We start from the raw sequence: 22,863 nt of genomic DNA, 5'->3' as shown, positions 1-22,863 counted from the left end.
CGCGATATTGGGGCGCACAAAACAAAAAAGCCTCGCACGAATGCGAGGCTTTTTTGCAAATCTTTTTGCCTTCGTCAGGCAGGAGCCAAGATTTATTTAATCTTGGTTTCCTTGTAGTCAACGTGCTTACGGACGACCGGATCAAATTTCTTGATCAGCATCTTTTCCGGCATGTTGCGTTTGTTCTTCGTAGTCGTGTAGAAGTGACCCGTGCCTGCGGTCGATTCCAACTTGATCTTGTCGCGTGCGCCTTTCGCCATGATTTACTCCTTAGGCTTCACCGCGTGCGCGCAGATCTGCGAGCACAGCGTCGATACCGTTCTTGTCGATCAGGCGCAGGCCGGCGTTCGAAACGCGCAGACGCACCCAACGGTTTTCGCTTTCCACCCAAATACGGCGGTTTTGCAGGTTCGGCAGGAACCGGCGCTTGGTTTTGTTATTCGCGTGGGAAACGTTGTTGCCGCTCATCGGCGCTTTCCCAGTTACTTGGCATACGCGTGCCATGAGAGCACTCCTAATACGCTAATTCTGAGTTCGAACGCCGTGAAAGTTTCCCGAAAAGAGCCGCGCTAAGAGTTTATTGAAACTCGAGGCACGTTTCCTTTCCGGAACGCCTTGGTGGCTTCGGAACAGGGGGTTGGAAATAGGCAAACCGGAATTCTAGCAGAAAAAAAGCCGCAAAATCAAACCTTATTTGCGATGCCGAACTCGGCGCGACGTTGCCGCGGCCCAGGTTCAGCCCATTTCACGGCCAGCCGGCGCGGGCGAACGAGTAGGTATCGTCGGCGCCGATCACCAGATGATCGATCAGCCGCACGTCGATCAGCGCAAGCGCGTCGCGCAGCGTATGCGTCAGTCGGCAGTCGCTCGCGCTCGGCTGGACGGCGCCGGAAGGGTGATTATGCGCGACGATCAGGCTGGCGGCATTCAGACTCAGGGCTCGCCGCGCGATCTCGCGCGGATAGACCGCCATGCGTGTCAGCGTGCCGCGTGCGCTTTCTTCGCAGCGGATCAACCGATGCCTGGCGTCGAGAAAGAGCGACACGAAGACTTCTTGCGTCATGCCGCCTATGCGCAGGCGCAGATAGTCTTGTACGGCCTCGGGCGAGTTCATCAGCGATCGGTCACGCATTTTGTCGACCAGCGAGCGCCGCGCCATCTCCATGATGGCGAGCAACTGCGCCTTCTTTGCCGGGCCGACGCCGCGCAGGCCGTCGAAATCCGAATAGGTTGCGTCGAGCATTGCCCGCAGCGAGCCGAACCGGTCGAGCAGGGTGCGCGCGACGTTGAACACATCGTGGCCGGGCAGGCCTGAGCCAAGCACCAGTACGATCATTTCGGCGTCGGACAGCACGCCCGGCCCTTCCGCGATTAGCCGCTCACGCGGCATGTCGTCTTTCAGCCATTTGCCGCGTACGAGCTGTCGGGCTGGGGGTGTGCGGGCGTTCGCCGCAGCGCCGGCGATGCGAGCGCCACGATCGGCTGCGGTATTGCCCGCTGCGGCGCAAGCGCGCGGCGACATCAGGGCGGGCGCCAGGGCGGCGGGCGTGGCAGGCTCCGGCGAGGTCGCATTGAGTGTCGCTTGGTCTATCGTGCAGGCGTAGTCGGCCATATAGGTACGCATCCTCCAGTTTGGGTTTGTGGCGGCGCGCGGTGTCAGGCTGTGCCGGCGTGCATGCAACGGCGCCAAGCTGCCGCGCGCTATGTGGCTTACAATAGACGCTTTGCGCACGGCACTCCGACGGTCTGCCACACGCGTCGACTGCGCCTGCGGCGCACGCGTGCAGCGCGCTTCGACTGAGCGAGCATTGCATGAGCATCATCGACATTTCCGAAGTAAAACCCGGTTCACACGTGACGCTTCATTACCGGCTTTCCCTTGCCGATGGCGCCGAAGTCATCAATACATTTACCGACAGGCCGGCCACGCTGCTGCTTGGTGCGGGTCAACTGGCGCCGCCGCTGGAAGATATTCTGCTGGGTTTGAAGGTGGGCCACCATTCGACCTTTCAGCTAACGCCGGATCAGGCGTTCGGGCCGCGCAATCCGGAGCTGATCCAGCGGGTCTCGCTGGCCACACTGCGCGAAAACAGCATGATCGGCGAGGATTTTTCGCCAGGCGACCTGGTCGAATTCAACGCGCCAGGCGGCGGCCGCTACGCTGGCGTCCTGAAAGAAGTCGGCGAAACGTCGGCGTTGTTCGATTTCAATCATCCGCTTGCCGGCCAGGCGCTGGCGTTTGAAGTGAAAATCATCGGGATTCTGTAAACATGAGCATCACGGATACGACTCTTGCCGAAGCAGAGATCCTGCTGGCGCAGCCGCGTGGGTTCTGTGCCGGCGTCGATCGGGCCATTGAAATCGTGGAGCGTGCCATCGCGCTGCACGGCTCGCCGATCTATGTGCGTCACGAAATCGTCCATAACGCCTATGTTGTCGAAGATTTGCGCAAGAAAGGCGCAATCTTCATCGAGCAGCTGGAAGAAGTGCCGCCCGGCAATACAGTCATCTTCAGTGCGCATGGCGTGTCGAAAGCAGTCCGCTCGGAGGCCGAATCGCGCGGCCTGCGGGTGTACGACGCCACTTGTCCGCTTGTGACCAAGGTGCATATCGAAGTCGCGAAAATGCGCCAGGACGGCTTCGACATTGTGATGATCGGCCACAAGGGCCACCCGGAAGTCGAGGGCACGATGGGGCAGGCAGGCGAAGGCATGCATCTGGTGGAAGACATCGAAGACGTGCAGGCTTTGCAACTGGCCGAGCCCGAGCGGATCGCGTTCGTTACGCAAACCACCCTGTCGGTCGACGACGCAGCCGAGATCATCGCTGCCCTGAAGGCGAAGTATCCGGCGATCCGCGAGCCGAAGAAGCAGGACATCTGTTACGCCACGCAAAACCGCCAGGACGCGGTCAAGTTCATGGCGCCGCAATGCGACGTCGTGATCGTGGTCGGCAGCCCGAATAGTTCGAACTCGAACCGCTTGCGCGAGCTGGCCGAAAAGCTTGGCGTGCCTTCCTATATGGTGGACTCGCCGGACCAGATCGATCCGGTCTGGGTCGAAGGCAAGCGCCGGATCGGCGTGACGGCGGGCGCTTCGGCGCCGGAGGTGCTGGCGCAAGCGGTGATCGCCCGGTTGCGTGAGCTCGGCGTGCGCAACGTGCGTGCGCTCGAAGGCATCGAGGAGAACATTGCGTTTCCGCTGCCACGCGGGCTGGGTCTCCCCGCCTGACAATTAGCTGACGTTTCTGAAAGAAAAGCGCGCCCGATGGCGCGCTTTTTTTACGCCCGTAGATTCGTGAGTCTCTCTGAATAAAGTGCCAGAACACCGCGTCGAGCCGTTTTAAGTGTGCTCCCACACAAATTCTTTTGAATTGCGATTTGGCATTTAATCGATTTTCCGATGATGTGACCCCGTTTAAACCGTGTCAGAGACGTTGCACCGATTTTTGGTGCACTAAAATAGTGCGTGTGTCTTGATATCAATGAAAACGTAATACTTAACGCGGACCACGGCGCAATCGGCGATCGAGGCATATCGCTACAACACTTGATGCCATTGGGCGCAACGGTGGTGCAACTGGTGCACGGGAAATAGTCGCAACCGGGTTGCGCCAATGGTGGGATTCCTCTCTCAAAATAAGGTTGCAATGCAGGAAAACCCCACCGTTTCAACAATATTGCGCGTCGCATAATTGGAGTTACAATGCGCGCGTTCTCAAGGCCTCCGGGTCCCGAACAACGGATTTTGCAAGGCGCGGGAGACCTACATAATGCGAGTCAAATTTGCTTACGCCGTGTCCATCGTGACCGCGGTTGCGATGTTGACCGCATGCGGCAAGAAACAGGAAGGTGAGGCGGGAGCCGCGGCATCGGCTGCCACGGCGGCAGCGGCACCGGCGAGTGAAGCGACTGTCGTGAAAATCGGTCATGCGGCCCCATTGACGGGTCCTATCGCGCACCTCGGTAAAGACAATGAAAACGGCGCGCGTCTGGCGGTCGAGGAAATCAACACGCAGGGTTTGACTATCGACGGTCACAAGATCCAGCTGGAGCTCGACGCGCAAGATGACGCCGCGGACCCGAAAACGGGTACGGCCGTCGCCGAAAAATTCGTCGACGATCATGTGGTCGCCGTGGTCGGGCACCTGAATTCGGGCGTTTCGATTCCGGCGTCGAAGATCTATAGCGATGCCGGGATCGTGCAGATCTCGCCGTCGTCGACGAACCCGGGGTATACGCAGCAAGGTTTCAAGACGACTTATCGGGTGGTCGCGACCGATGCCCAGCAGGGGCCGGCGCTTGCCAACTACGCAACGAAAGTGCTCGGCGCGAAACGCATCGCGATCGTCGACGACTCGACCGTGTACGGCAAGGGATTGGCCGACGAGTTCGCGAAGACGGTACTGGCGAGCGGGGCGAAGATCGTCGCGCGCGAAACTACGAATGACAGGGCAACGGAGTTTCAGGCCGTCCTTGGAAAGATCAAGAGTGTTCAGCCGGACGTGATCATGTTCGGCGGCATGGACGCAACGGGCGGGCCGTTCACCAAACAGGCGGCGGCGCTCGGTATCAGGGCAAAAATCCTTGGCGGCGACGGCGTGTGTACCGACAAGGTGGGTGAGCTGGCGGGAACCGCCGTGCAAAACCTGGTCTGTTCGGAGGCGGGACTCGCGCTTTCGAAAATGGACAAGGGAGCGGACTTCGAGAAGAAGTACGTCGACCGCTTCCACACGCCGGTGCAGATTTACGCACCGTTCACGTATGACGCTGTGTACGTGATTGTCGATGCAATGAAGCGCGCCAATTCGATCGAGGCGCCCAAGGTGCTGGCTGCGATGCCGTCCACCGATTACAACGGGGTAATCGGCCACATCGCGTTCGACGACAAGGGTGATTTGAAAGAGGGCGCCATTACGCTTTACGACTTCAAGGACGGCAAGAAAGCGGTTCTCGACGTCGTAAAGATGTGATGACGGGACGTTCAGCCTGACGGCACCGACACCACCCAACGGTGCCGTTTTTGCATCCGCCATCGGCGAGTCCCCGGCTGCATCCCAGTCGTAAGACGAACCGGATGGCGGATAACCCTTACCGGTCTTTTACATCAGTACCCGCAGTGCCGTTGAGATTCCGTCCCGCATCACCGCCCACCGGCTGATGAAGAACGCGAATCCAGTCGCACGGGCTAAGGAGCATTAAATGGATATCTTCATCCAGCAGGTCCTCAACGGGCTGGTGCTTGGCAGCGTTTACGCCATCATCGCACTGGGCTATACGATGGTTTACGGCATCTTGGGCATCATCAACTTCGCGCATGGCGATGTGTTGATGGTAGGCGCGATGGTTGCGCTCTCGGCCATAGGCGTGCTTCAGAACCACTTCCCCGGCCTCGGCAATGTGCCGACGCTCGTCATTGCGTTGATCATCGCGGCAGTGGTTTGCTCGGTGGTCGGCTACACGATCGAGCGCGTGGCCTACCGGCCGTTGCGTAAAGCGCCGCGTCTCGCCCCGCTGATCACCGCGATCGGCGTGTCGATCCTGCTGCAAACCCTCGCGATGATGATCTGGTCGCGCAACCCGCTGCCGTTCCCGCAGCTGTTGCCCACCGACCCGATCAACGTGATCAAGGCCACCGACACGACGCCTGGCGCCGTGATCTCGATGACCGAAATCGTGATCATTGTCGTGGCGTTCCTCGTGATGGGCGGTCTGCTGCTGCTGGTGCACAAGACCAGGCTCGGCCGTGCGATGCGTGCGATCGCTGAGAACCCGGGCGTCGCCAGCCTGATGGGCGTGAACCCGAACTTCGTGATTTCGGCAACCTTCATGATCGGCTCGGCGTTGGCCGCCTTGGCCGGCGTGATGATCGCGTCCGAATACGGCAACGCACACTTCTATATGGGCTTCATCCCAGGTCTGAAGGCCTTTACCGCGGCGGTGCTGGGCGGCATCGGCAACCTCGGCGGGGCCATGGTGGGCGGCGTGCTGCTCGGCCTGATCGAACAGTTGGGGGCGGGTTATATCGGCAACCTCACGGGCGGTGTATTCGGCAGTAACTACCAGGACGTGTTCGCATTCATCGTGCTGATCAGCGTGCTGGTGTTCCGTCCGTCGGGCCTCTTGGGCGAACGTGTTGCGGATCGAGCATAAGGAGTAGACAGACATGACCTCAATTCAACCGATCGAGCCGTCCACGACGCTCATCCCTGAAAAGAACCTGACGAAGACGCTGACCGTCGGCATCATCACCGCGATCTTCGTGATCGCGGCGCCGATGATCATCGGCGCGGCAGGCGGCAACTACTGGGTCCGCGTGCTCGACTTCGCCATGCTGTATGTGATGCTGGCGCTGGGTCTCAACGTGGTGGTCGGCTTCGCCGGCCTGCTGGACCTGGGCTATATCGCGTTCTACGCCATCGGCGCCTACGTTGCCGCTTTGCTGAGTTCGCCCCACCTGACCTCGCAGTTCGAGTGGATCGCGCATCTGGCGCCGAACGGGCTGCATGTGCCGATCTGGATCATCGTGCCGATCGCCATGGGGCTCGCCGCGACCTTCGGCGTCCTGCTCGGCGCGCCGACCTTGCGGCTGCGTGGCGACTACCTCGCCATCGTGACCCTGGGCTTCGGGGAAATCGTGCGGATCTTCATGAACAACCTCGACCGTCCGGTCAACATCACCAATGGCCCGAAGGGGATCACGGGGATCGATCCGGTGCAGGTGGGCGGCTTCAGTCTGGCGCAGACACACACGTTCCTCGGGTTCTCGTTCCCGTCGGTGTACATGTATTACTACCTGTTCGTGTTGTGCGCGCTGTTCGTGATCTGGACCTGTACGCGTTTGCAGCACTCGCGGATCGGCCGTGCATGGGCCGCGATCCGTGAAGACGAAATCGCCGCCAAGGCAATGGGCATCAACACCCGTAACGTGAAGCTGCTGGCCTTCGCGATGGGCGCGTCGTTCGGCGGCCTGTCGGGCGCGATGTTCGGTTCGTTCCAGGGCTTCGTGTCGCCGGAATCGTTCACGTTCTGGGAATCGGTCGTGGTGCTGGCGTGCGTGGTGCTGGGCGGCATGGGCCACATCCCTGGTGTGATTCTCGGTGCGGTGCTGCTTGCGGTGTTCCCGGAATTCCTGCGCTCGACGATGGGTCCGTTGCAGAACATGATCTTCGGCCATGAAATCGTCGATACCGAAGTGATCCGTCAGTTGCTGTACGGCCTCGCGATGGTCGTGATCATGCTGTACCGCTCGGAAGGCCTGTGGCCGTCGCCGAAGCACGAAGACAAGATTGCGAAACTGGCGAAGCGCGCTGGCAAGAAGCCGGTGCGCGCCTGAGGCCATGGGACCGGAGTAAGCACTGAAGTGCTAACTCCGGTCGACAGCGATGCATGGGACCTGAGTAAGCATGGGACCGGAGTAAGCGCTAAAGCGCCAACTCCGGTCGACACGCTAACTCAGGTCGACAGCGGTGCATGGGACCTGAGTAAGCGCTGAAGCGCTAACTCAGGTCGACAGGAGAAAACATATGAGCGATAACGTAAGCAACAACGTGGGCAGCGATCAGATCCGCCTGTCGGTGAAAGGCGTGAACAAGCGCTTCGGCGGCCTGCAGGCTTTGTCCGACGTCGGCCTGCAGATCAAGGCGGGCCAGATTTATGGTCTGATCGGTCCGAACGGCGCCGGCAAGACGACCTTCTTTAATGTGATCACGGGTCTGTACACACCCGATTCGGGCGAGTTCAAGCTCGACAACGTGCAATACACGCCGACCGCTGTGTATCAGGTGGCGAAGGCGGGGATTGCCCGCACGTTCCAGAACATCCGTTTGTTCGGCGGCATGACCGCGCTGGAAAACGTGATGGTCGGCCGTCACGTGCGCACGAAGCACGGTCTGATCGGCGCGGTGTTCCAGACGCCGGCCGAGCGCAAGGAAGAGCGCGAGATCAAGGAACGCGCAATCGAATTGCTGGAGTACGTCGGCATTGCGCAGTACGCGGACTACACGTCGCGCAATCTGTCGTACGGTCACCAGCGTCGGCTGGAAATCGCCCGCGCACTGGCTACGGATCCGAAACTGCTCGCGCTGGACGAACCGGCTGCCGGCATGAACGCAACGGAAAAGGTCGAGCTGACCAAGCTGCTCGACAAGATCCGCAGCGACGGCAAGACGATTCTCCTGATCGAGCACGACGTGAAACTGGTGATGGGTCTGTGCAACCAGATGACGGTGCTCGACTATGGCAAGGTGATTGCGCAAGGTTTGCCTTCAGACGTGCAGAAGGATCCGAAGGTGATCGAAGCTTATCTGGGTGCGGGGGTCCACTAATGGCAACGGCAATGTTGAAAATCAAGGGCCTGCAGGTCAATTACGGCGGCATCCAGGCAGTCAAGGGTATCGACCTCGAAGTCGCGCAGGGCGAGCTGGTCACGCTGATCGGCGCGAACGGCGCGGGCAAGACCACGACGATGAAGGCGATCACGGGTCTGAAGCCGTACTCGGCGGGCGACATCGAGTACATGGGCCAGTCGATCAAAGGCATCCCGGCGCACGAACTGCTCAAGCGCGGTCTGGCGATGGTGCCGGAAGGCCGTGGCATCTTCTCGCGCATGTCGATCGTTGAGAACATGCAGATGGGTGCTTATCTGCGTAACGATACGGACGCCATCAAGGCGGACGTCGATCGCATGTTCGGCTTCTTCCCGCGCCTGAAGGAACGGGCGACGCAGTACGCAGGCACGCTCTCGGGCGGCGAACAGCAGATGCTGGCCATGGCGCGCGCGATCATCAGCAAGCCGAAGCTGTTGTTGCTCGACGAACCGTCGATGGGTCTGTCGCCGATCATGGTCGAGAAGATCTTCGAAGTGGTGCGGGCGATCTCGGCTGAAGGCATGACAGTGCTGCTGGTCGAGCAGAACGCGCGTCTCGCGTTGCAGGCGGCGAACCGCGGCTACGTGATGGACTCGGGTCTGGTGACGATGTCCGGTGACGCGAAGCAGATGCTCGATGATCCGAAGGTTCGGGCGGCTTATCTGGGCGAGTAAGTTGGGTAAATGAACTGGGTAAATAACCCGGACCAGGTTTGCCTTAGCCGTAAAGAAGGCCGCATGCGTTTCAATCGCGCATGCGGCCTTTTTCTATTCAAGCGCTTGCCCGGCGCCTAAGCGGCCGGCGTTTCCACCAGTTCACCAAGGCGTTTGCCGAGACTGATCACGGCATCCGCGCGATAACCGAGTGCCTCATAGAACGCCCGCACGTCGGCCTTCGCGGACAGCACCTGCAAGTTCAGCTTTGGGCATCCACGTTCGGTCAACGCGGATTCGACATGCGCGACCAGACGCGTGCCGATGCCGTGACGACGCAACGATTCATCCACCGCGAGCGAATACAGCCAGCCTCGGTGCCCGTCGTAGCCACCCATCACTGTGCCGACGATACGCTCGCCGAACACTGCGACAAAGAACAGTTCCGGTTGCGTCGCCAGCTTGTTGGCGATCGACAGGTGCGGATTGCGCTGCGGCCTCGTCACGTCCCGGTACTCGGGGAATGCTTCCTGCCACAGCGCGACCACGGCGTCGGTGTCGCTCGCTTCGAAGCGGCGGATCGATAGCGTTGCGCTCGTCATACGCGCTTTCCTCTGTGATTACAGCGTGTCGAGAATCGACCGCAGCATCGCCATCATCTGGTCGATTTCTTCGTTCGTGACGTTCAGCGCCGGCATGAAGCGCAGCAGGTTCGGACGCGCCGCGTTCAGCAGCAGGCCGTCGGGTTGCATCACACGAGCCTTCTCGACGATCTGATTGCCGATGTCCTTGCCGAGCAGCAGGGCGCGCAGCAGGCCTTCACCGCGTTCGCCTTCGAAACCGCGTTCTTCCGACAATTCGAGCAGCCTGGCGCGCAGATACTCGCCGCGCGCGCGCACGTCTTCGAGGAAGCCCGGCGCGGTCAATTGCGAGATCACCGAATAGCCGACCGCGCTCATCAGCGGATTGCCGTTGTAAGTGCCGCCCTGGTCGCCTGGTTCGAACACGGCGATGTCGGCTTTCGAGAGCAGCGCCGCGAGCGGCACGCCGCCGCCGATGCCTTTGCCGAGCGTCATGATGTCCGGCTCGATGCCCGACAGTTCATACGCGAACAAGGTGCCGGCGCGGCCACAGCCGCTCTGCACTTCGTCGACGATCAGCAGCAGGTTGTGCTGCTTGGTCAGCGCGCGCAGTTGCTGCATGAATTCGCGCGTGGCGGGAATCACGCCGCCTTCGCCCTGAATTGGCTCGAGCATCACGGCGACGGTCTTCGCGTTGATGAGCTTTTCAACCGACGCGATGTCGTTCAGATCCGCTTTCGGGAAGCCCGGCACTTGCGGCGCGTAGATCGTGTCCCAGCCCGGCTTGCCGCTTGCGGACATGGTGGCGAGGGTGCGGCCGTGGAAGCTGTGATCGAACGTGATGATTTCGAACGCGCCGTCCTTGAACTTCCTGCCCCACTTGCGCGCGAGCTTGATCGCGCCTTCGTTCGCTTCGGCGCCGCTGTTCGCGAAGAACACTTTGTCGAAACAGCTGTGCTGCGTAAGCAGGCCTGCGAGTTGCGCCATCGGCTCGTTGTAGAAAGCCGGCGATGGGTTGATCAGCAGTTGTGCCTGCTTATTCAGCGCTTCGATCATGCCGTCGTTGCAATGGCCGAGGCTGTTGACCGCCCAGCCCTGGATGAAGTCCAGATATCGCTTGCCGTTATTGTCATAGAGCCACGAGCCCTTGCCGTGCGTGAAAACGATTTCGGGCCGGTTCGTGATGCTCATCAGCGACTCGATCGGGTACTCATTGAAATTCATGACGGCGGGCTCCAGACAGCGGGGTGAAGGGTTGATGAGCGGTTGGCCAATACGAAACAGGGGCCGGGGGAAACAAAAAAAGCAAACAAAAAAGCCACGGCATGCCGTGGCTTTCATGATCCGAACTGCTAGCGCCTGTGTGCGGCGCGAATCCGTGACGAAGCCAGCGGCGTCCCTAAGGGAGCGGCGAGCGGCGACGTCGGAGTTCGGACTGGATGCGGTTCATGCGCGAAAGAATACGACAAGGAAAGCGCTGGTGTAAACCATGAATTTGCACAGAGTCGCATCAACGCGGATGTATGCAAGTCTGCCAGCGTACCTGTTTCGTTTTGGTGAATGGGTTAATCGTCACCCGATCAACCCATTCACCGCCTCAAACCGCGTTCGCCAGATCCGCCTCGCTCGTGAAGGAATCCGCGTAGAACTCGTCCTCCGGCAGCCCATGATGCTGGGTGAAGTCGCGCTGTGCCGACTCGACCATCACCGGTGCGCCGCAGGCGTACACCTGATACGGCGACAGGTCGGGCAGATCCTCGATCACCGCGCGATGCACGAAGCCGACACGGCCCGTCCACGCATCGCCCGCGTCTGGTTCCGACAGCACCGGCACGAACTTGAAGTTCGGAATCTCGCGAGCCCATTGCTCGGCGAGATCGAGCAGATACAGATCCTTCTTGCGGCGCGCGCCCCAGTACAACGTCATCGGGCGGTTCAGGTTCTTGAACACCGCATGTTCGACGATCGCCTTTAGCGGCGCGAAGCCGGTGCCCGAGGCCAGCAGCACGATCGGCTTGTCCGAATCTTCACGCAGGAAGAAGGTGCCGAGCGGGGCCTCGAAGCGCAGGATGTCGCGCTCCTTCATCGTATTGAAGACGTGATCGGTGAACGTGCCGCCGGGCATGTGACGGAGGTGCAATTCGATCGGGCCTTCCGTGTGTGGCGCGCTCGCCATCGAATAGCTGCGGCGCTTGCCATCTTTCAGAATGAATTCGAGGTACTGGCCGGCCAGATACTGCAGACGTTCGTTGGCGGGCAGTTGCAGCTTCAGCACGACGACGTCGTCAGCCTTGCGCTCGATCGCGTTCACGCGGCACGGCAGTTTCTTGACCTGCACGTCGCCCACGCCGGCCACTTCGCGGATATCCACTTCGAGATCGGAGCATGCCGTCGCGCAGCAGAAGAGCGCCATGCCGCGCGTCTTTTCATCGTTCGACAAGGCCGACGACGAATGCTGACGCTGTTCGACCTGGCCGCTGACCACGGTGCCTTTGCATGAGCCGCAGGCGCCGTTCTTGCAGCCGTACGGCAGGCCGATGCCCTGGCGTAAAGCCGCGATCAGGACCGGTTCGTCCTGTTCTACCTGAAACTGCCGGCCGCTTTGCCGGAGCGTGACGTTAAAAGCCATAGAGTGTTCGAAATCGAAAAGTCGGTAATCGTTATCGGACCCGCGGTGCAACTGTGCGGTACCTGCCGCGCCAGGCGGCTACAATGCGTCCACCATGAAAGCGACACGAAATTTACGCCGGCCGCGCGTGTTGATCGTTGGCTGCGGTGATGTCGGCATGCGCTGCGTGCCCTTGCTGCGGCCTCACGCGCATGTCTTCGCGCTCACCAGCCACGCCGAACGCAGCGCCGAATTGCGCGCCGCTGGCGTCACGCCGCTGGTCGGCGACCTTGACGCGCGCCGCAGCCTGAAGCGGCTTGCTGGCCTCGCGCCGACGGTGCTGCATCTCGCGCCGCCGCAAAAGACCGGCGATGACGACCGCCGTACCCGCGCCTTGCTTGCGACGCTGAGCGCGCGTCGCGATCGGGCGCTGCGTGCCGCGCGCGGCGCGCTGGCGCCGGTCGGGCGGTTGCGCCGCGGGTTGCGCCGCATTCGTGCCTCGTGGACGGAATCTGAAGCAGCCAATATTGTACCCGACAGGGTGCGCTGGACCGCCGCACCGCGGGCGCCTGTGAAGTTGGTGTACGCGAGCACGACAGGCGTCTACGGCGATTGCGGCGGCGCGTGGATCGACGAGACGCGCGCGTCGCAGCCTGCCAATGCGCGTGCCAAACGCCGCGTGTCGGCCGAGCGGCAATTGCGGCGTGCCACTGCGCGAGGCGTGATCGCCGCAAGCATCGCGCGGATTCCGGGCATCTACGCGAGCAACCGTCTGCCGCTCGTGCGGCTGGAAAAGCGCACCCCCGCCTTGATCGATGCCGACGACGTCTATACCAATCACATCCACGCCGACGACCTCGCCGCGATCCTCGTGCGCCTCGCTACGCACGGGCGGCCGGGGCGCGCAATCCACGCATCGGACGATACGTCGCTGAAAATGGGGGAGTACTTCGACGTGGTGGCCGATGCGTTCGGCCTCGAACACGCGCCGCGCATCACGCGCGTGGAGGCGGAGCAGCAGATCGAGCCGACCTCGCTGTCCTTCATGCGTGAATCGAGGCGGCTTGTGAACCGGCGCCTCAAAGAGGAATTGCACGTGCGCTTGCGCTATCCGAGCGTCGAGGATTTTTTGCGCGAGGCGTGAAGCGTGAAGCGTGAAAATTGAAAATGCGCCGCCCGGCGGCGCGCGGACTCACAGGCTTATGTCAGTGCAGGCAACGCCTCCAGCAACAGGAAGCACAGCATCGCGCCGATCAGTGCGCCGATCAGGTTCGGATGATATTTGTGCCGCAGCCGCATCATGACCAGCAGTCCGCCAATCAGAACCAGGCCGAGGCACACGAAAGCGATCATCAAATGCGAAATCGCGGTGGTGTCGTGGATGACCATGGCGCCCCTCCTTGTGAACCCTATGTAGTCTTTGTTTAAACGAGTATAGAGCGAGTTGTAAGGAAGAGCATGCTGCGATGCAGCGTGTAATCAGGTGTCCCCCGGGGCCTGTGTGCGGGGCGCACACGATTGTCCTGACGCATCAAGGCCTTAAAAGGGTCCTACCGGTTTACCCGCTCCGTAAATATCCGAGGTCGGTTTCGTCGAGCCATTGCCACGCGCCTTCCGCGAGCGTCGCAGGCAATGCGAGTGCGCCGATCCGCTCGCGATGCAGCGCTTCGCAACGGTTGCCGGCTGCCGCAATCATCCGCTTGACCTGGTGATACTTGCCTTCCATCACGGTAAGCGCCAACGCGTGCTCGCCGCGCGCCTGGGCGTCGACGGCGACGATCGGTTTGGACTCGCCGTGCAGCAGGACACCGTCGCGCAAGGCACTCAACTGGACGTCGTCGATGGGGTGCCGCGTGGTTGCGATGTACAGCTTCGGCACTTTGCGTTTCGGCGATGTGAACATGTGAACGAACTTGCCGTCGTCGGAGAGCAGCAGCAGGCCGGTGGTGTCCTGATCGAGGCGTCCCACGCATTGCACGCCGCGTTCGGCGAACTGCGGCGGCAGCAGGCTGAACACGCTCAGATGATGCTGCGGGTCGCGCGAGCATTCGTAGCCGGCGGGCTTGTTCAGCAGCAGATAGGCGTGCTCGCGATACGGCCAGACGACCCCGTCCACGCTGAAGCAGAACGTATTGTCATGGGTTGGGAAATCGGCGTCGGCATCGGCGCAGACTGAACCGCCGATGCTCACGCGGCCGTCGCCGATCAGCGCCCGGCATTGGCGGCGCGAGCCGAAACCTTGAGTGAAGAGGATGCTTTCGAGATTCATGGCGAGCGAAGAATAACACCGCAAGAAGCAGAGCGCCGCGCAGCGCCGTAGCGACGACGCGGGTCTCCCGACATTCCGTCGCAGGTGTTCATCAATGCACGCTACGTCCTCTTCACCTTCTCTATCCGCGATCCGTCCACCGCGATCTTCTTCAACTTCGGTTTCTTCGTGCTGCAAGCGGTGTACGTGCCGAGCGCCGTGCATCGATTGGGATAGAGCGCGTCGACGATCATCATGTCGCCGGCGGCACCGCTTGCGTGCCGCCCCGAGGGCGCAGCAATCGCGCAATGAAAACCGGTTTTCATCTGGCGGCCACGTTGCGCGCCGACTCGCCTGCTGATGTCCGTGAAAACCCTCGAAAATGAAAATGAATTTTTTTAGATTGGATTTCTATGTAAATATACTTTCATTCATTTTGATTGCGCCCGAAGGAAGTCCCCTTGGGGGGCGCCCCGAAGGGAGGTCCCTTGAGGGACAGTCACCACGTCGGCTCGCTCGCATGATCCATCACTCGTCCGTTGCATCGAACCCCGCCGAGCAGGCCATTGCCGCGCGCATTGCCGCAGCGATGCCGACCCTCACACCGATCCATCGGCGCATGGGCGAGTTCGTGCTGGCGAATCTGTTCCGCGCGGCGACCATGCGGATCGACGAACTGGCGAACGTGGTCGGTGCCTCGGTGGCAACGGCGAATCGCTTTGCTCGCGCGCTGGGCTTCGACGGTTATCCGCAGTTTCGCGAAGCGCTGGTACGCGGCTTCGAAGCGACGCTCGCGCCGGTAGAGCGGTTGCGTAGCGCGCAGGAATCGCCCGCTTCCGGTGACGCGCTGCTCGATGCATCGCTCGAACAGGCGGTGGCCAATCTTAATTCGACACGCACCGCGATCGATAGCGCCGCAGCCGAAGCGGCGGTTGAAGCGATCATTGCCGCCCGCCGTGTTTTCGTGCTCGGCTACGGGGCCAGCGCGTTTCTCGCCGGCTTGATGGAGCACGGCCTGATGCCGTATCACGACAACGTGCAGTCGCTCGCCTTGATCGGTGGACCGTCGCATGCCGCGCGGCGCCTGTTCACAGCGGACGACGGTGATCTGGTGATCGCCATTGCGTTTCCGCGCTATATCGAAGACACCATCGAACTCGCGCGTCGTGCGGCAGGCCGCGGCGCACGCGTGCTTGCGCTAACCGATAGTCCGCGCTCGCCGCTCGCGCAATTCGCTGATCTCGCACTCTATATCCGCTCCGAACGGCGGCTTGCGGCCAATGCCGATTCCGCTGTGCTGGCCGTGATCGAAGCACTTTGCGATGCGCTCGCGTATCGCGCACAACAGTCAGTCAAGGCGGCCGCCGGCGTCAGCGAATTCGTGCTGCCCTGGCTGACCGATCCACAAGCCGCGCCGTCCAGCACTGCTGAGAAGCCAGCGCGCGCTTCTACCCGTACCACCCGCACCTCGAAAGCCAAAAGATGAACACCAACGCACTCATTGCCATTCACGGCGGGGCAGGCACGATCCTGCGCGCATCGATGTCGGCCAGCGTCGAAGCCGACTACCACGCTGCCTTGCACGCCGTGCTGAGCGCGGGCCAGCGTGTCCTCGCCGACGGCGGCAGCGCGCTCGACGCCGTCAGCGAAGCCGTACGCCTGCTCGAAGACTGCCCGCTCTTCAACGCCGGACGTGGCGCGGTCTACACAGCAGCCGGCACGCATGAACTCGACGCGGCCATCATGGACGGCAGCACGCTCGACGCCGGCGCGATCTGCTGCGTAACGCGCATACGCAATCCGATTCTGGCGGCGCGCCGCGTACTCGAGCGCAGCGAACATGTGCTGTTCGCGGGCGACGGTGCGGAAGCCTTCGCGGCCGCGCAAGGACTCGAATTCGTCGATCCCGAGTATTTCCATACCGAAGCGCGTCGTCGCCAATGGCAACTCGCGCGCGGTCAGCAGCGCGCCATGCTCGATCACGACGGCGCGACGCTGGCCGCCGCGCCATCGTCGAACGACGGCGATCCCGCGCCGCACGAGCCGATCGATCCGAATCGCAAGTTCGGCACGGTGGGCGCGGTCGCGCTCGATCAACATGGCCACGTGGCGGCTGCGACTTCGACGGGCGGCGTCACCAACAAGCAGCTCGGCCGGGTCGGCGATACGCCGCTGATCGGCGCGGGCTGCTATGCGGACGACGCAACCTGCGCAGTCTCGACCACCGGCACAGGCGAGATGTTCATGCGCATGGTGGCGGCGTACGACGTCGCGGCGCAGATGGCGTACCGCAACATCTCGCTCGAAGAGGCGGCGCACGACGTGGTGATGAACCGTTTGCCGAAGATCGACGGACGCGGCGGCCTGATCGCCGTCGATGCGCGCGGCAACGTCACGCTGCCGTTCAATACCGAGGGCATGTATCGCGGATTCGCGCGGATCGGCGAGACGCCCGTGACGGCGATCTATCGCTAATACGGTCTCGCTGCGTCTTCGCTTGAACTGCCGCTTGAATGTTCGTCTGAAGCACCGTTAGCCGCGTCCGAACCCACCCTTACGCTTACTAGCCAGGGCCTACTGTTGCCGGCTCAACTCTCGCGCTGCACGATCGATCACATCCGCAACAGCACCTGCATGCGACACCGGCGCGAGATGGCTCGATGACATCGACACGACCTTCGCATTCATCCGGTCGGCCATGAATTTTTCGATTTCAGGCGACACCGCGCGATCCCGGGTCGTCACCACGTACCACGACGGCTTTTCTTTCCACGCTACGTGGCTGACGGTTTCATTGAATGCCGTCGCGGAGATCGGAACTTGCGCGGCGGACAGTACGCGTGTGAGGTTTTCGGGCACATCGGCGGCAAAGTCGGTGTGGTATTTCGTGCGGTCGAGCCAGAGGTAACCGCTGGGGTCCGCGACGATGCCTTGGGTCGCAGGCATCGGCGCCGCGCGTTTCATAAGGTCTGCCACGGATTCATGCAGATCCGGCGCAATCGCCGCGATGTACACGAGACCTGCGACGTTCGGTGCGTTCGCACCGGCTTCCGTGATCACGACACCGCCCCACGAGTGCCCCACCAGGATGGTCGGGCCTTGCTGGCGCGCGAGGACGCGGCGGGTGGCGGCGACATCGTCGGCGAGCGACGTGAGCGGGTTCTGCACTGAACTCACGTGATACCCCTTCTGCTGCAACTTCGCGACGACGCCGTTCCAGCTCGACCCGTCGACGAACGCGCCATGAACCAGCACGACGTTGCGCACGGGGCCGGTGATCGGCGCTGAGGGTGGTTTGGGAGCAGTCGCCGTTGGCGTAGCGGGTGCCGGGGGCATGGGGGCGGTGGCGGCAGGCGTCGCGGGTATTGCGGGTACTGCGGGTACTGCGGGTACTGCGGGTACTGCGGTCGGCGCGGCGGCTGGCGGGGCCGGTGCTTCGGGTGCGCTCGACTCCATACCGGGCATCTCGGCCGGTTCGGCGGCGGGTTCTGCCGTGGGCGCCGCGGTTTGCGCGAGGGTACCCACCCCAGCGAAGCAGAGACACAAAGCTGCGGCGCAAAGCAGACGTTTGGGCGACATGTTGAATCTCCGAAGGCTGAGGCCTCGACTAGGGGAACATACAGAAGCGCCACGCCAGTGACAATCACTATCCGCGCCGTTAAGTGCGGCGCAGAACCAAGCGCGGGTTGGTCCCAGTATTGAGGTAATTTCGGGCGCGGTAAAATTATCGGTTCTGCCGCGGCAGACCATAAGTCTGATCGGGTGATCGATATCCATATACTGGGGCGCAATTTTGAATAGTGCACAGCAGCAAGACGGCCTGAAGCGTGGGCTGAAGAATCGCCACATCCAGCTGATCGCGCTGGGCGGGGCGATCGGCACCGGCTTGTTTCTTGGCTCCGCTAGCGTGTTGAAGGCGGCCGGCCCGTCGATGATTCTCGGCTACGCGATCGGCGGCATCATCGCCTTCATGATCATGCGGCAGCTCGGCGAAATGGTCGCGCAGGAACCGGTTGCCGGTTCGTTCAGCCACTTCGCGTACAAGTATTGGGGCGACTTTCCCGGCTTTCTGTCCGGCTGGAACTACTGGGTGCTGTATGTGCTCGTGAGCATGGCCGAACTGACCGCAGTCGGCACCTACGTGCATTACTGGTGGCCGGGGGTGCCCACGTGGGTCTCGGCGCTGGTGTGCTTCGCCGTCATCAACGCGATCAACCTCGCCAACGTCAAAGCGTACGGCGAAACCGAATTCTGGTTTGCGATCATCAAGGTGGTGGCGGTGATCGGCATGATCCTGTTCGGCGGCTATCTGCTGATCAGCGGCCATGGCGGCCCGCAAGCCTCGATCACCAATCTCTGGGCCGACGGCGGGTTTTTCCCGCATGGTTTTCATGGCCTCTTCATGATGCTCGCGGTCATCATGTTTTCGTTCGGCGGGCTCGAGTTGATCGGCATTACGGCTGCTGAAGCGGCCGACCCGCAGAAGAGCATTCCGAAGGCCGTGAATCAGGTGATCTACCGGATTCTGATTTTCTACATCTGCTCGCTGGCGGTGCTGCTCTCGTTGTATCCGTGGAATCAGGTCGCGGCCGGCGGCAGCCCGTTCGTGATGATCTTCTCGCAGATCGGCTCGACGCTGACCGCGAACATCCTCAATGTGGTAGTGCTGACCGCGGCGCTGTCGGTGTACAACAGCGGCGTGTATGCGAATAGCCGCATGCTCTACGGTCTCGCGGAACAGGGCAACGCACCGCGTGCGCTGATGAAGGTCGACCGGCGCGGCGTGCCGTATATGGCGATCGGGTTGTCGGCGCTCGCCACGTTCACGTGCGTGATCATCAACTATCTGATTCCGGCCGAAGCGCTCGGCTTGCTGATGGCCCTGGTGGTGGCCGCCCTCGTGTTGAACTGGGCGCTGATCAGCCTGACGCACCTGAAGTCGCGCAAGGCGATGGTGGCGGCGGGCGAGACACTCGTGTTCAAGTCGTTCTGGTTCCCGGTCAGCAACTGGATCTGCCTCGCTTTCATGGCGCTGATCCTCGTGATTCTGGCAATGACGCCGGGCCTCTCGGTCTCGGTGTGGCTTGTGCCGGCATGGCTGGTCGTGATGTGGGCCGGTTATGTGTTCAAGCGCCGGCGTGCGGCGATGCATGGCGGCGCGCGGGTGGCAGGACAGTAGAGCGTGTCGGCGGCGCGGGAGGCCGTCCTTTTGTGTCGACGGCACCCGGCCCGAGGTATTCCCGGATACTGCTTTGATCCATACGAACGCCGGAAAAACGACGACTTTCGATCATTTCATCAAATGATCGCTTCACCACTTCAGGTCAGCCGTACCCCGCAGCAGCTACCCCACCCCTTGCGTGCCGCGCGCAGTAAGGGGCGAGGCGATTCCAGCCGTGACGGACAGCCTTGGGACCGCGACTGGCACAGTCGTTGCATGATCTGGGGCGTGTTCGCGTTTTCGCAAGCACGGGCCTTTCAGCCAACAGGATCGGGTGAGTGAAGATTCGGTACGCAACCGACACCCGCAAAATCACTGTCAGCTGTGGAAAACGTTCGTCAATGTACTCGATCGCATCGAGCGACATGCAGTTGAGGAGATGGTCATGGCGCATTCAGGATACTCACTGCACGCTTTGGTCGAAAAGTGGCTTGCGCCGTCCAACAGAACGAGCGCGCGCGTTACGTTGTTCACACACCTCGCCCAGAAGGGGTGTTGCTATGTGCGGGTAGAAGCAGCTTGTCGCCAGGGTATTGGCGCGATGTTCTTTTTTCGTCACGACGACGGGAACTGGTACATCTTTCCGCCCGGTCAGCAACGGCCGGCCATGAACGCGCTGAGGTATGCCGCGTGAAACGCCGTTCCCTAGACCCGAAGCCCCCGGCTTTTAAGGCGATACACGAGTTGCGGACGCGTAATCCCCAGCGTCCGCGCGGCCGCCGACAAGTTGCCTTGCGCACGTTGCACGGCGCTTTTTAGCAGTGCGGTTTCTATATCGTCGAGCGATGTTGGCTCGATATCGCCGCTGATCCCCATCAGCAAGCTGTTTACTTTTCGGGCGACGCGCTCGATTTCTCCATCAGGAGTGCCCGCTGTCTGGTCCAGCAAGGATCCAGAGGGCATCAATGCCCCATCGGTGCCAAGGCCGAACATCTCCGCGTCAATCGTTTCTCCGCTCGTAAAAAGATGGCCGATATCGATTGCGCCTCCATCCGGCGCGAGGATCACGCCGCGCTCGACAAGGTTCTCCATCTCGCGAATATTCCCCGGCCAGCCGTAGTTCAACATCGCGTCGATGGCACGGCCGGTGAAGCCCGTTACGTTACGCTGGTGACGCGCACGATACTTGTGCAGCATGTGATTCAGCAGTACGGGTAGATCCTCGCGTCGTTCGCGCAACGACGGCACACGGATTGGGAAAACGTTCAGGCGGAAGTACAGGTCTTCCCTGAAACGCCCCGCGCGAATCTCATCCCTCAGGTCCAGGTTCGTCGCCGCGACGACTCGTACGTTGACGCGGCGTGTCTGCGTATCGCCGATCCGTTCAATCTCGCCTTCCTGCAGCGCACGCAAAAGTTTGCCCTGTGCCGTCAGGCTGAGAATGCCGATCTCGTCCAGAAAAAGCGTACCGCCATTCGCGCGCTCGAAACGGCCAGGCCGGCTCTGCGTGGCATCCGTGAAGCCGCCGCGCTCGACACCGAACAGTTCTGACTCGATCAGCGCTTCCGGAATCGCCGCGCAATTGACTGCTACGAATGGACCATTGCTGCACGTGCTGATCCGGTGCAGCGTGCGGGCGCATACCTCTTTGCCAACACCGCTCTCGCCAAGAAAAAGGACTGTCGCGCGAGTGCTCGCCACGCGCCGGATCATGTGGCATACCGCGTTGAAACCCGGGGACGCACCCACCATGTTGTCGTCGCCGAACGCCGTGGGCGGCGCCGTCAGCGGGTCACCGAGTACGGGCGCGCTCTGTTCGCGTTTAACCGCTCCCGCAGACAAGCCTTGCGTGAACGATTGTGCCTGCATGAAACGGAGATCGTCTGCCGCCTCGTCACCCCATTCCTCAACGGGTTTGCCGATAATCCTGCATTGAGCCTGGCCCAACGCGCGACACTCCACTTCGCGATAGACAACGGGACGCCCCATAAAGACACTGGTATAGCCGGACGCATACCCGATCTGAGTCCAGCAGACAGGCTCGGCGCCGATTCCATAAATGCGGATGTGCTCCTCGTCTTCTGCGCAATTCTTCCAGATGAACTCGCCGTAGTACTCCCCCTTCTCGACGTCTAGTTCAAGGCGCACCGGTTCGACGACGGTCATGCCCTCCAGCATGTGCAACTGCGGGCCGACCGCGAACATTTCGGTGATCGCGCTGTCGGGCCGGACTTTGCGCGCCAGCTCTGCGTCACGCGCGCCGGAGTTGTAGCCCATCCGCGTGAGCAAGCCGCGCGCGGCATCGATACCGAGGCTCTCGATCAGCTCGCGTCGCATCACGCCGACCGAGCCGGTGTGAACCAGCAGCATGCGTTGATCGTCCAGCCAGATTCGTCCGTCGCCCGGCGAGAAATGCAGCCTCGACATGAGGTCTGCGATGTCCGGATATCGAAGGCTGTCCACGCAGTCGCCCTTGGGCGATACCAGCGACATGCGTTCGCTGGCTGCGGCCTGCGCTTTGTCTCGAGTGACCATCAGGATTCGTCTCCCACCACTTTTCTTGAAGTCCCGCCAACGGGTGTTGCCCGTCAGTATGCAACGCTCCGTGTCCCGCTGCACGGCGAATCGCCCACCTGCGAACCCCGGGTGTTCCCGGATACCGATTTGATTGGACGCCGAGCAAGCGATCACGACGGATTTCGATCATTTGGTCAAGCGCAAGGGGTTCTGATGGCTCGCGGTTCATTTGTCGCCTGATTGTTCGGCCTTTGTTTTTCCATTGATTAACAAAGGATTTTTCGTCTTTCTGCGCGGCATTCGTGGCCTGTTGAACTGCCGCTGGCATCGGGATTGCCTTAATACCTGCGCAGTCCCGCATTTCGATGAAAGCGTGAAGTGAATGACGGCATGAACCGCGCGAGGAGTCTGATGCGGAAATCAAAACGAAGGAGACAGCGATGCCATTGCATCCACCCCATGTTGAGCCAGCCTCGAGCGTTTTTGACGTAACTCGACGCTATGTCCGTGTCAGGCAACGTCGCGACGATGGTTTTGTCGAATTCGACTTTTCCATCGGTGACCCGGGACTCAGCGTCGAGCTCGTCATGGCGTTGCCGGACTACGAGTCCTTTTGCACGGCAAACCGCGCAGTCCACCTGAGCGACGACGAAGGCGAGGCGCTTGACCTCGAACAGCTGAAATGGCGCTACGGACAGCCTGGACTGTCTGAGTGACCCGTATAGGAA

General features: G+C 61.4%; 24 protein-coding genes. 13 read left to right on the top strand and 11 right to left on the bottom strand.

From position 1 onward, the window contains the following. Positions 1 to 92 precede the first annotated feature (92 nt). The 3 genes from rpmG to radC form a co-directional block, all read right to left on the bottom strand. Positions 93 to 260 carry a 50S ribosomal protein L33 gene (gene rpmG / locus AYM40_RS16345; protein WP_006050116.1) on the bottom strand — a complete coding sequence of 56 codons (168 nt, stop codon included), beginning with the start codon at positions 258 to 260 and terminating at the stop codon, positions 93 to 95. 10 nt (positions 261 to 270) lie between these two features. Further along, positions 271 to 504 carry a 50S ribosomal protein L28 gene (rpmB, locus tag AYM40_RS16340; RefSeq protein ID WP_007180631.1) on the bottom strand — a complete coding sequence of 78 codons (234 nt, stop codon included), beginning with the start codon at positions 502 to 504 and terminating at the stop codon, positions 271 to 273. 241 nt (positions 505 to 745) lie between these two features. After that, the gene (gene radC / locus AYM40_RS16335; RefSeq protein ID WP_082855111.1) at positions 746 to 1,612 is read right to left on the bottom strand and encodes a RadC family protein; all 867 of its coding nucleotides are present in this window, start codon (positions 1,610 to 1,612) and stop codon (positions 746 to 748) included. Positions 1,613 to 1,812: 200 nt separating this feature from the next. Here radC and AYM40_RS16330 point away from each other — a divergent pair, with 200 nt between their 5' ends. From AYM40_RS16330 to AYM40_RS16300, 7 genes are all read left to right on the top strand, one after another. Then, positions 1,813 to 2,268 carry an FKBP-type peptidyl-prolyl cis-trans isomerase gene (locus tag AYM40_RS16330; protein ID WP_063497119.1) on the top strand — a complete coding sequence of 152 codons (456 nt, stop codon included), beginning with the start codon at positions 1,813 to 1,815 and terminating at the stop codon, positions 2,266 to 2,268. Between the two features lie 2 nt (positions 2,269 to 2,270). Further along, a complete protein-coding gene (gene ispH / locus AYM40_RS16325) occupies positions 2,271 to 3,230 on the top strand; it encodes a 4-hydroxy-3-methylbut-2-enyl diphosphate reductase (protein WP_063497118.1) in 960 nt (319 codons plus the stop codon). 541 nt (positions 3,231 to 3,771) lie between these two features. Next, positions 3,772 to 4,971 (top strand): branched-chain amino acid ABC transporter substrate-binding protein, encoded by a 1,200-nt coding sequence (locus tag AYM40_RS16320; RefSeq protein ID WP_063497117.1) that lies wholly within the window; start codon positions 3,772 to 3,774, stop codon positions 4,969 to 4,971. 229 nt (positions 4,972 to 5,200) lie between these two features. After that, positions 5,201 to 6,151 (top strand): branched-chain amino acid ABC transporter permease, encoded by a 951-nt coding sequence (locus AYM40_RS16315; protein WP_063497116.1) that lies wholly within the window; start codon positions 5,201 to 5,203, stop codon positions 6,149 to 6,151. A gap of 13 nt (positions 6,152 to 6,164) precedes the next feature. After that, positions 6,165 to 7,334 (top strand): ABC transporter permease subunit, encoded by a 1,170-nt coding sequence (locus AYM40_RS16310; protein ID WP_063497115.1) that lies wholly within the window; start codon positions 6,165 to 6,167, stop codon positions 7,332 to 7,334. Positions 7,335 to 7,524: 190 nt separating this feature from the next. Beyond that, positions 7,525 to 8,325, top strand: a complete 801-nt coding sequence (locus tag AYM40_RS16305) for an ABC transporter ATP-binding protein (RefSeq protein ID WP_063497114.1) — start codon at positions 7,525 to 7,527, stop codon at positions 8,323 to 8,325. Continuing rightward, positions 8,325 to 9,041: an ABC transporter ATP-binding protein gene (locus AYM40_RS16300; protein WP_063497113.1), complete on the top strand. Its 717-nt coding sequence runs from the start codon at positions 8,325 to 8,327 to the stop codon at positions 9,039 to 9,041. Before AYM40_RS16305 ends, AYM40_RS16300 begins: the two co-directional genes overlap by 1 nt. Positions 9,042 to 9,157: 116 nt before the next feature. On the opposite strand, the gene AYM40_RS16295 is transcribed toward AYM40_RS16300, so the two are convergent. From AYM40_RS16295 to AYM40_RS16285, 3 genes are all read right to left on the bottom strand, one after another. After that, positions 9,158 to 9,622: a GNAT family acetyltransferase gene (locus tag AYM40_RS16295; protein WP_063497112.1), complete on the bottom strand. Its 465-nt coding sequence runs from the start codon at positions 9,620 to 9,622 to the stop codon at positions 9,158 to 9,160. Positions 9,623 to 9,640: 18 nt separating this feature from the next. After that, entirely contained in the window at positions 9,641 to 10,825 is a 1,185-nt protein-coding gene (locus AYM40_RS16290) for an acetylornithine transaminase (RefSeq protein ID WP_063497111.1), read from the bottom strand. Positions 10,826 to 11,198: 373 nt separating this feature from the next. Next, complete coding sequence (locus tag AYM40_RS16285) at positions 11,199 to 12,230, bottom strand: CDP-6-deoxy-delta-3,4-glucoseen reductase (protein ID WP_063497110.1); 1,032 nt, start codon at positions 12,228 to 12,230, stop codon at positions 11,199 to 11,201. Between the two features lie 94 nt (positions 12,231 to 12,324). Between AYM40_RS16285 and AYM40_RS16280 the strand changes: the two genes are divergently transcribed. Beyond that, positions 12,325 to 13,353 (top strand): NAD-dependent epimerase/dehydratase family protein, encoded by a 1,029-nt coding sequence (locus AYM40_RS16280; RefSeq protein ID WP_063497109.1) that lies wholly within the window; start codon positions 12,325 to 12,327, stop codon positions 13,351 to 13,353. Positions 13,354 to 13,409: 56 nt separating this feature from the next. Here AYM40_RS16280 and AYM40_RS16275 read toward each other — a convergent pair whose 3' ends face one another. The 3 genes from AYM40_RS16275 to AYM40_RS41745 form a co-directional block, all read right to left on the bottom strand. After that, positions 13,410 to 13,598, bottom strand: a complete 189-nt coding sequence (locus AYM40_RS16275) for a hypothetical protein (RefSeq protein ID WP_063497108.1) — start codon at positions 13,596 to 13,598, stop codon at positions 13,410 to 13,412. 169 nt (positions 13,599 to 13,767) lie between these two features. Next, the gene (locus AYM40_RS16270; RefSeq protein ID WP_063497107.1) at positions 13,768 to 14,478 is read right to left on the bottom strand and encodes a pseudouridine synthase; all 711 of its coding nucleotides are present in this window, start codon (positions 14,476 to 14,478) and stop codon (positions 13,768 to 13,770) included. A 101-nt stretch (positions 14,479 to 14,579) separates the two neighbouring features. Then, positions 14,580 to 14,783: a hypothetical protein gene (locus AYM40_RS41745; RefSeq protein WP_063497106.1), complete on the bottom strand. Its 204-nt coding sequence runs from the start codon at positions 14,781 to 14,783 to the stop codon at positions 14,580 to 14,582. 194 nt (positions 14,784 to 14,977) lie between these two features. Here AYM40_RS41745 and AYM40_RS16260 point away from each other — a divergent pair, with 194 nt between their 5' ends. Next, on the top strand, positions 14,978 to 15,943 hold the full coding sequence (locus AYM40_RS16260; RefSeq protein ID WP_063497105.1) for a MurR/RpiR family transcriptional regulator: 966 nt from the start codon (positions 14,978 to 14,980) through the stop codon (positions 15,941 to 15,943). Continuing rightward, a complete protein-coding gene (locus tag AYM40_RS16255) occupies positions 15,940 to 16,932 on the top strand; it encodes an isoaspartyl peptidase/L-asparaginase family protein (protein WP_063497104.1) in 993 nt (330 codons plus the stop codon). Before AYM40_RS16260 ends, AYM40_RS16255 begins: the two co-directional genes overlap by 4 nt. Before the next feature lie 99 nt (positions 16,933 to 17,031). On the opposite strand, the gene AYM40_RS16250 is transcribed toward AYM40_RS16255, so the two are convergent. Continuing rightward, positions 17,032 to 18,036 (bottom strand): alpha/beta fold hydrolase, encoded by a 1,005-nt coding sequence (locus AYM40_RS16250; RefSeq protein WP_063497103.1) that lies wholly within the window; start codon positions 18,034 to 18,036, stop codon positions 17,032 to 17,034. Positions 18,037 to 18,250: 214 nt separating this feature from the next. Between AYM40_RS16250 and AYM40_RS16245 the strand changes: the two genes are divergently transcribed. Together AYM40_RS16245 and AYM40_RS16240 are read left to right on the top strand one after the other, a co-directional pair. Then, complete coding sequence (locus AYM40_RS16245) at positions 18,251 to 19,636, top strand: amino acid permease (protein ID WP_063497102.1); 1,386 nt, start codon at positions 18,251 to 18,253, stop codon at positions 19,634 to 19,636. A 316-nt stretch (positions 19,637 to 19,952) separates the two neighbouring features. After that, positions 19,953 to 20,312 (top strand): hypothetical protein, encoded by a 360-nt coding sequence (locus AYM40_RS16240; protein WP_335341175.1) that lies wholly within the window; start codon positions 19,953 to 19,955, stop codon positions 20,310 to 20,312. Between the two features lie 11 nt (positions 20,313 to 20,323). Here the strand turns inward: AYM40_RS16240 and AYM40_RS16235 are convergent, their stop codons facing one another. Next, entirely contained in the window at positions 20,324 to 22,153 is a 1,830-nt protein-coding gene (locus tag AYM40_RS16235; protein ID WP_236720856.1) for a sigma-54-dependent Fis family transcriptional regulator, read from the bottom strand. A 422-nt stretch (positions 22,154 to 22,575) separates the two neighbouring features. Between AYM40_RS16235 and AYM40_RS38660 the strand changes: the two genes are divergently transcribed. Next, positions 22,576 to 22,851, top strand: coding sequence for a phenol hydroxylase subunit (locus AYM40_RS38660; protein WP_082855110.1), 276 nt, complete (start codon positions 22,576 to 22,578; stop codon positions 22,849 to 22,851). Positions 22,852 to 22,863 lie beyond the last annotated feature (12 nt).

Origin of the sequence: Paraburkholderia phytofirmans OLGA172 (genome assembly GCF_001634365.1) — a bacterium.
Classification (GTDB): Bacteria; Pseudomonadota; Gammaproteobacteria; order Burkholderiales; family Burkholderiaceae; genus Paraburkholderia.
Note: the sequence above shows the minus strand (reverse complement) of the source record. Positions and strands in the feature narration are given on the sequence as shown.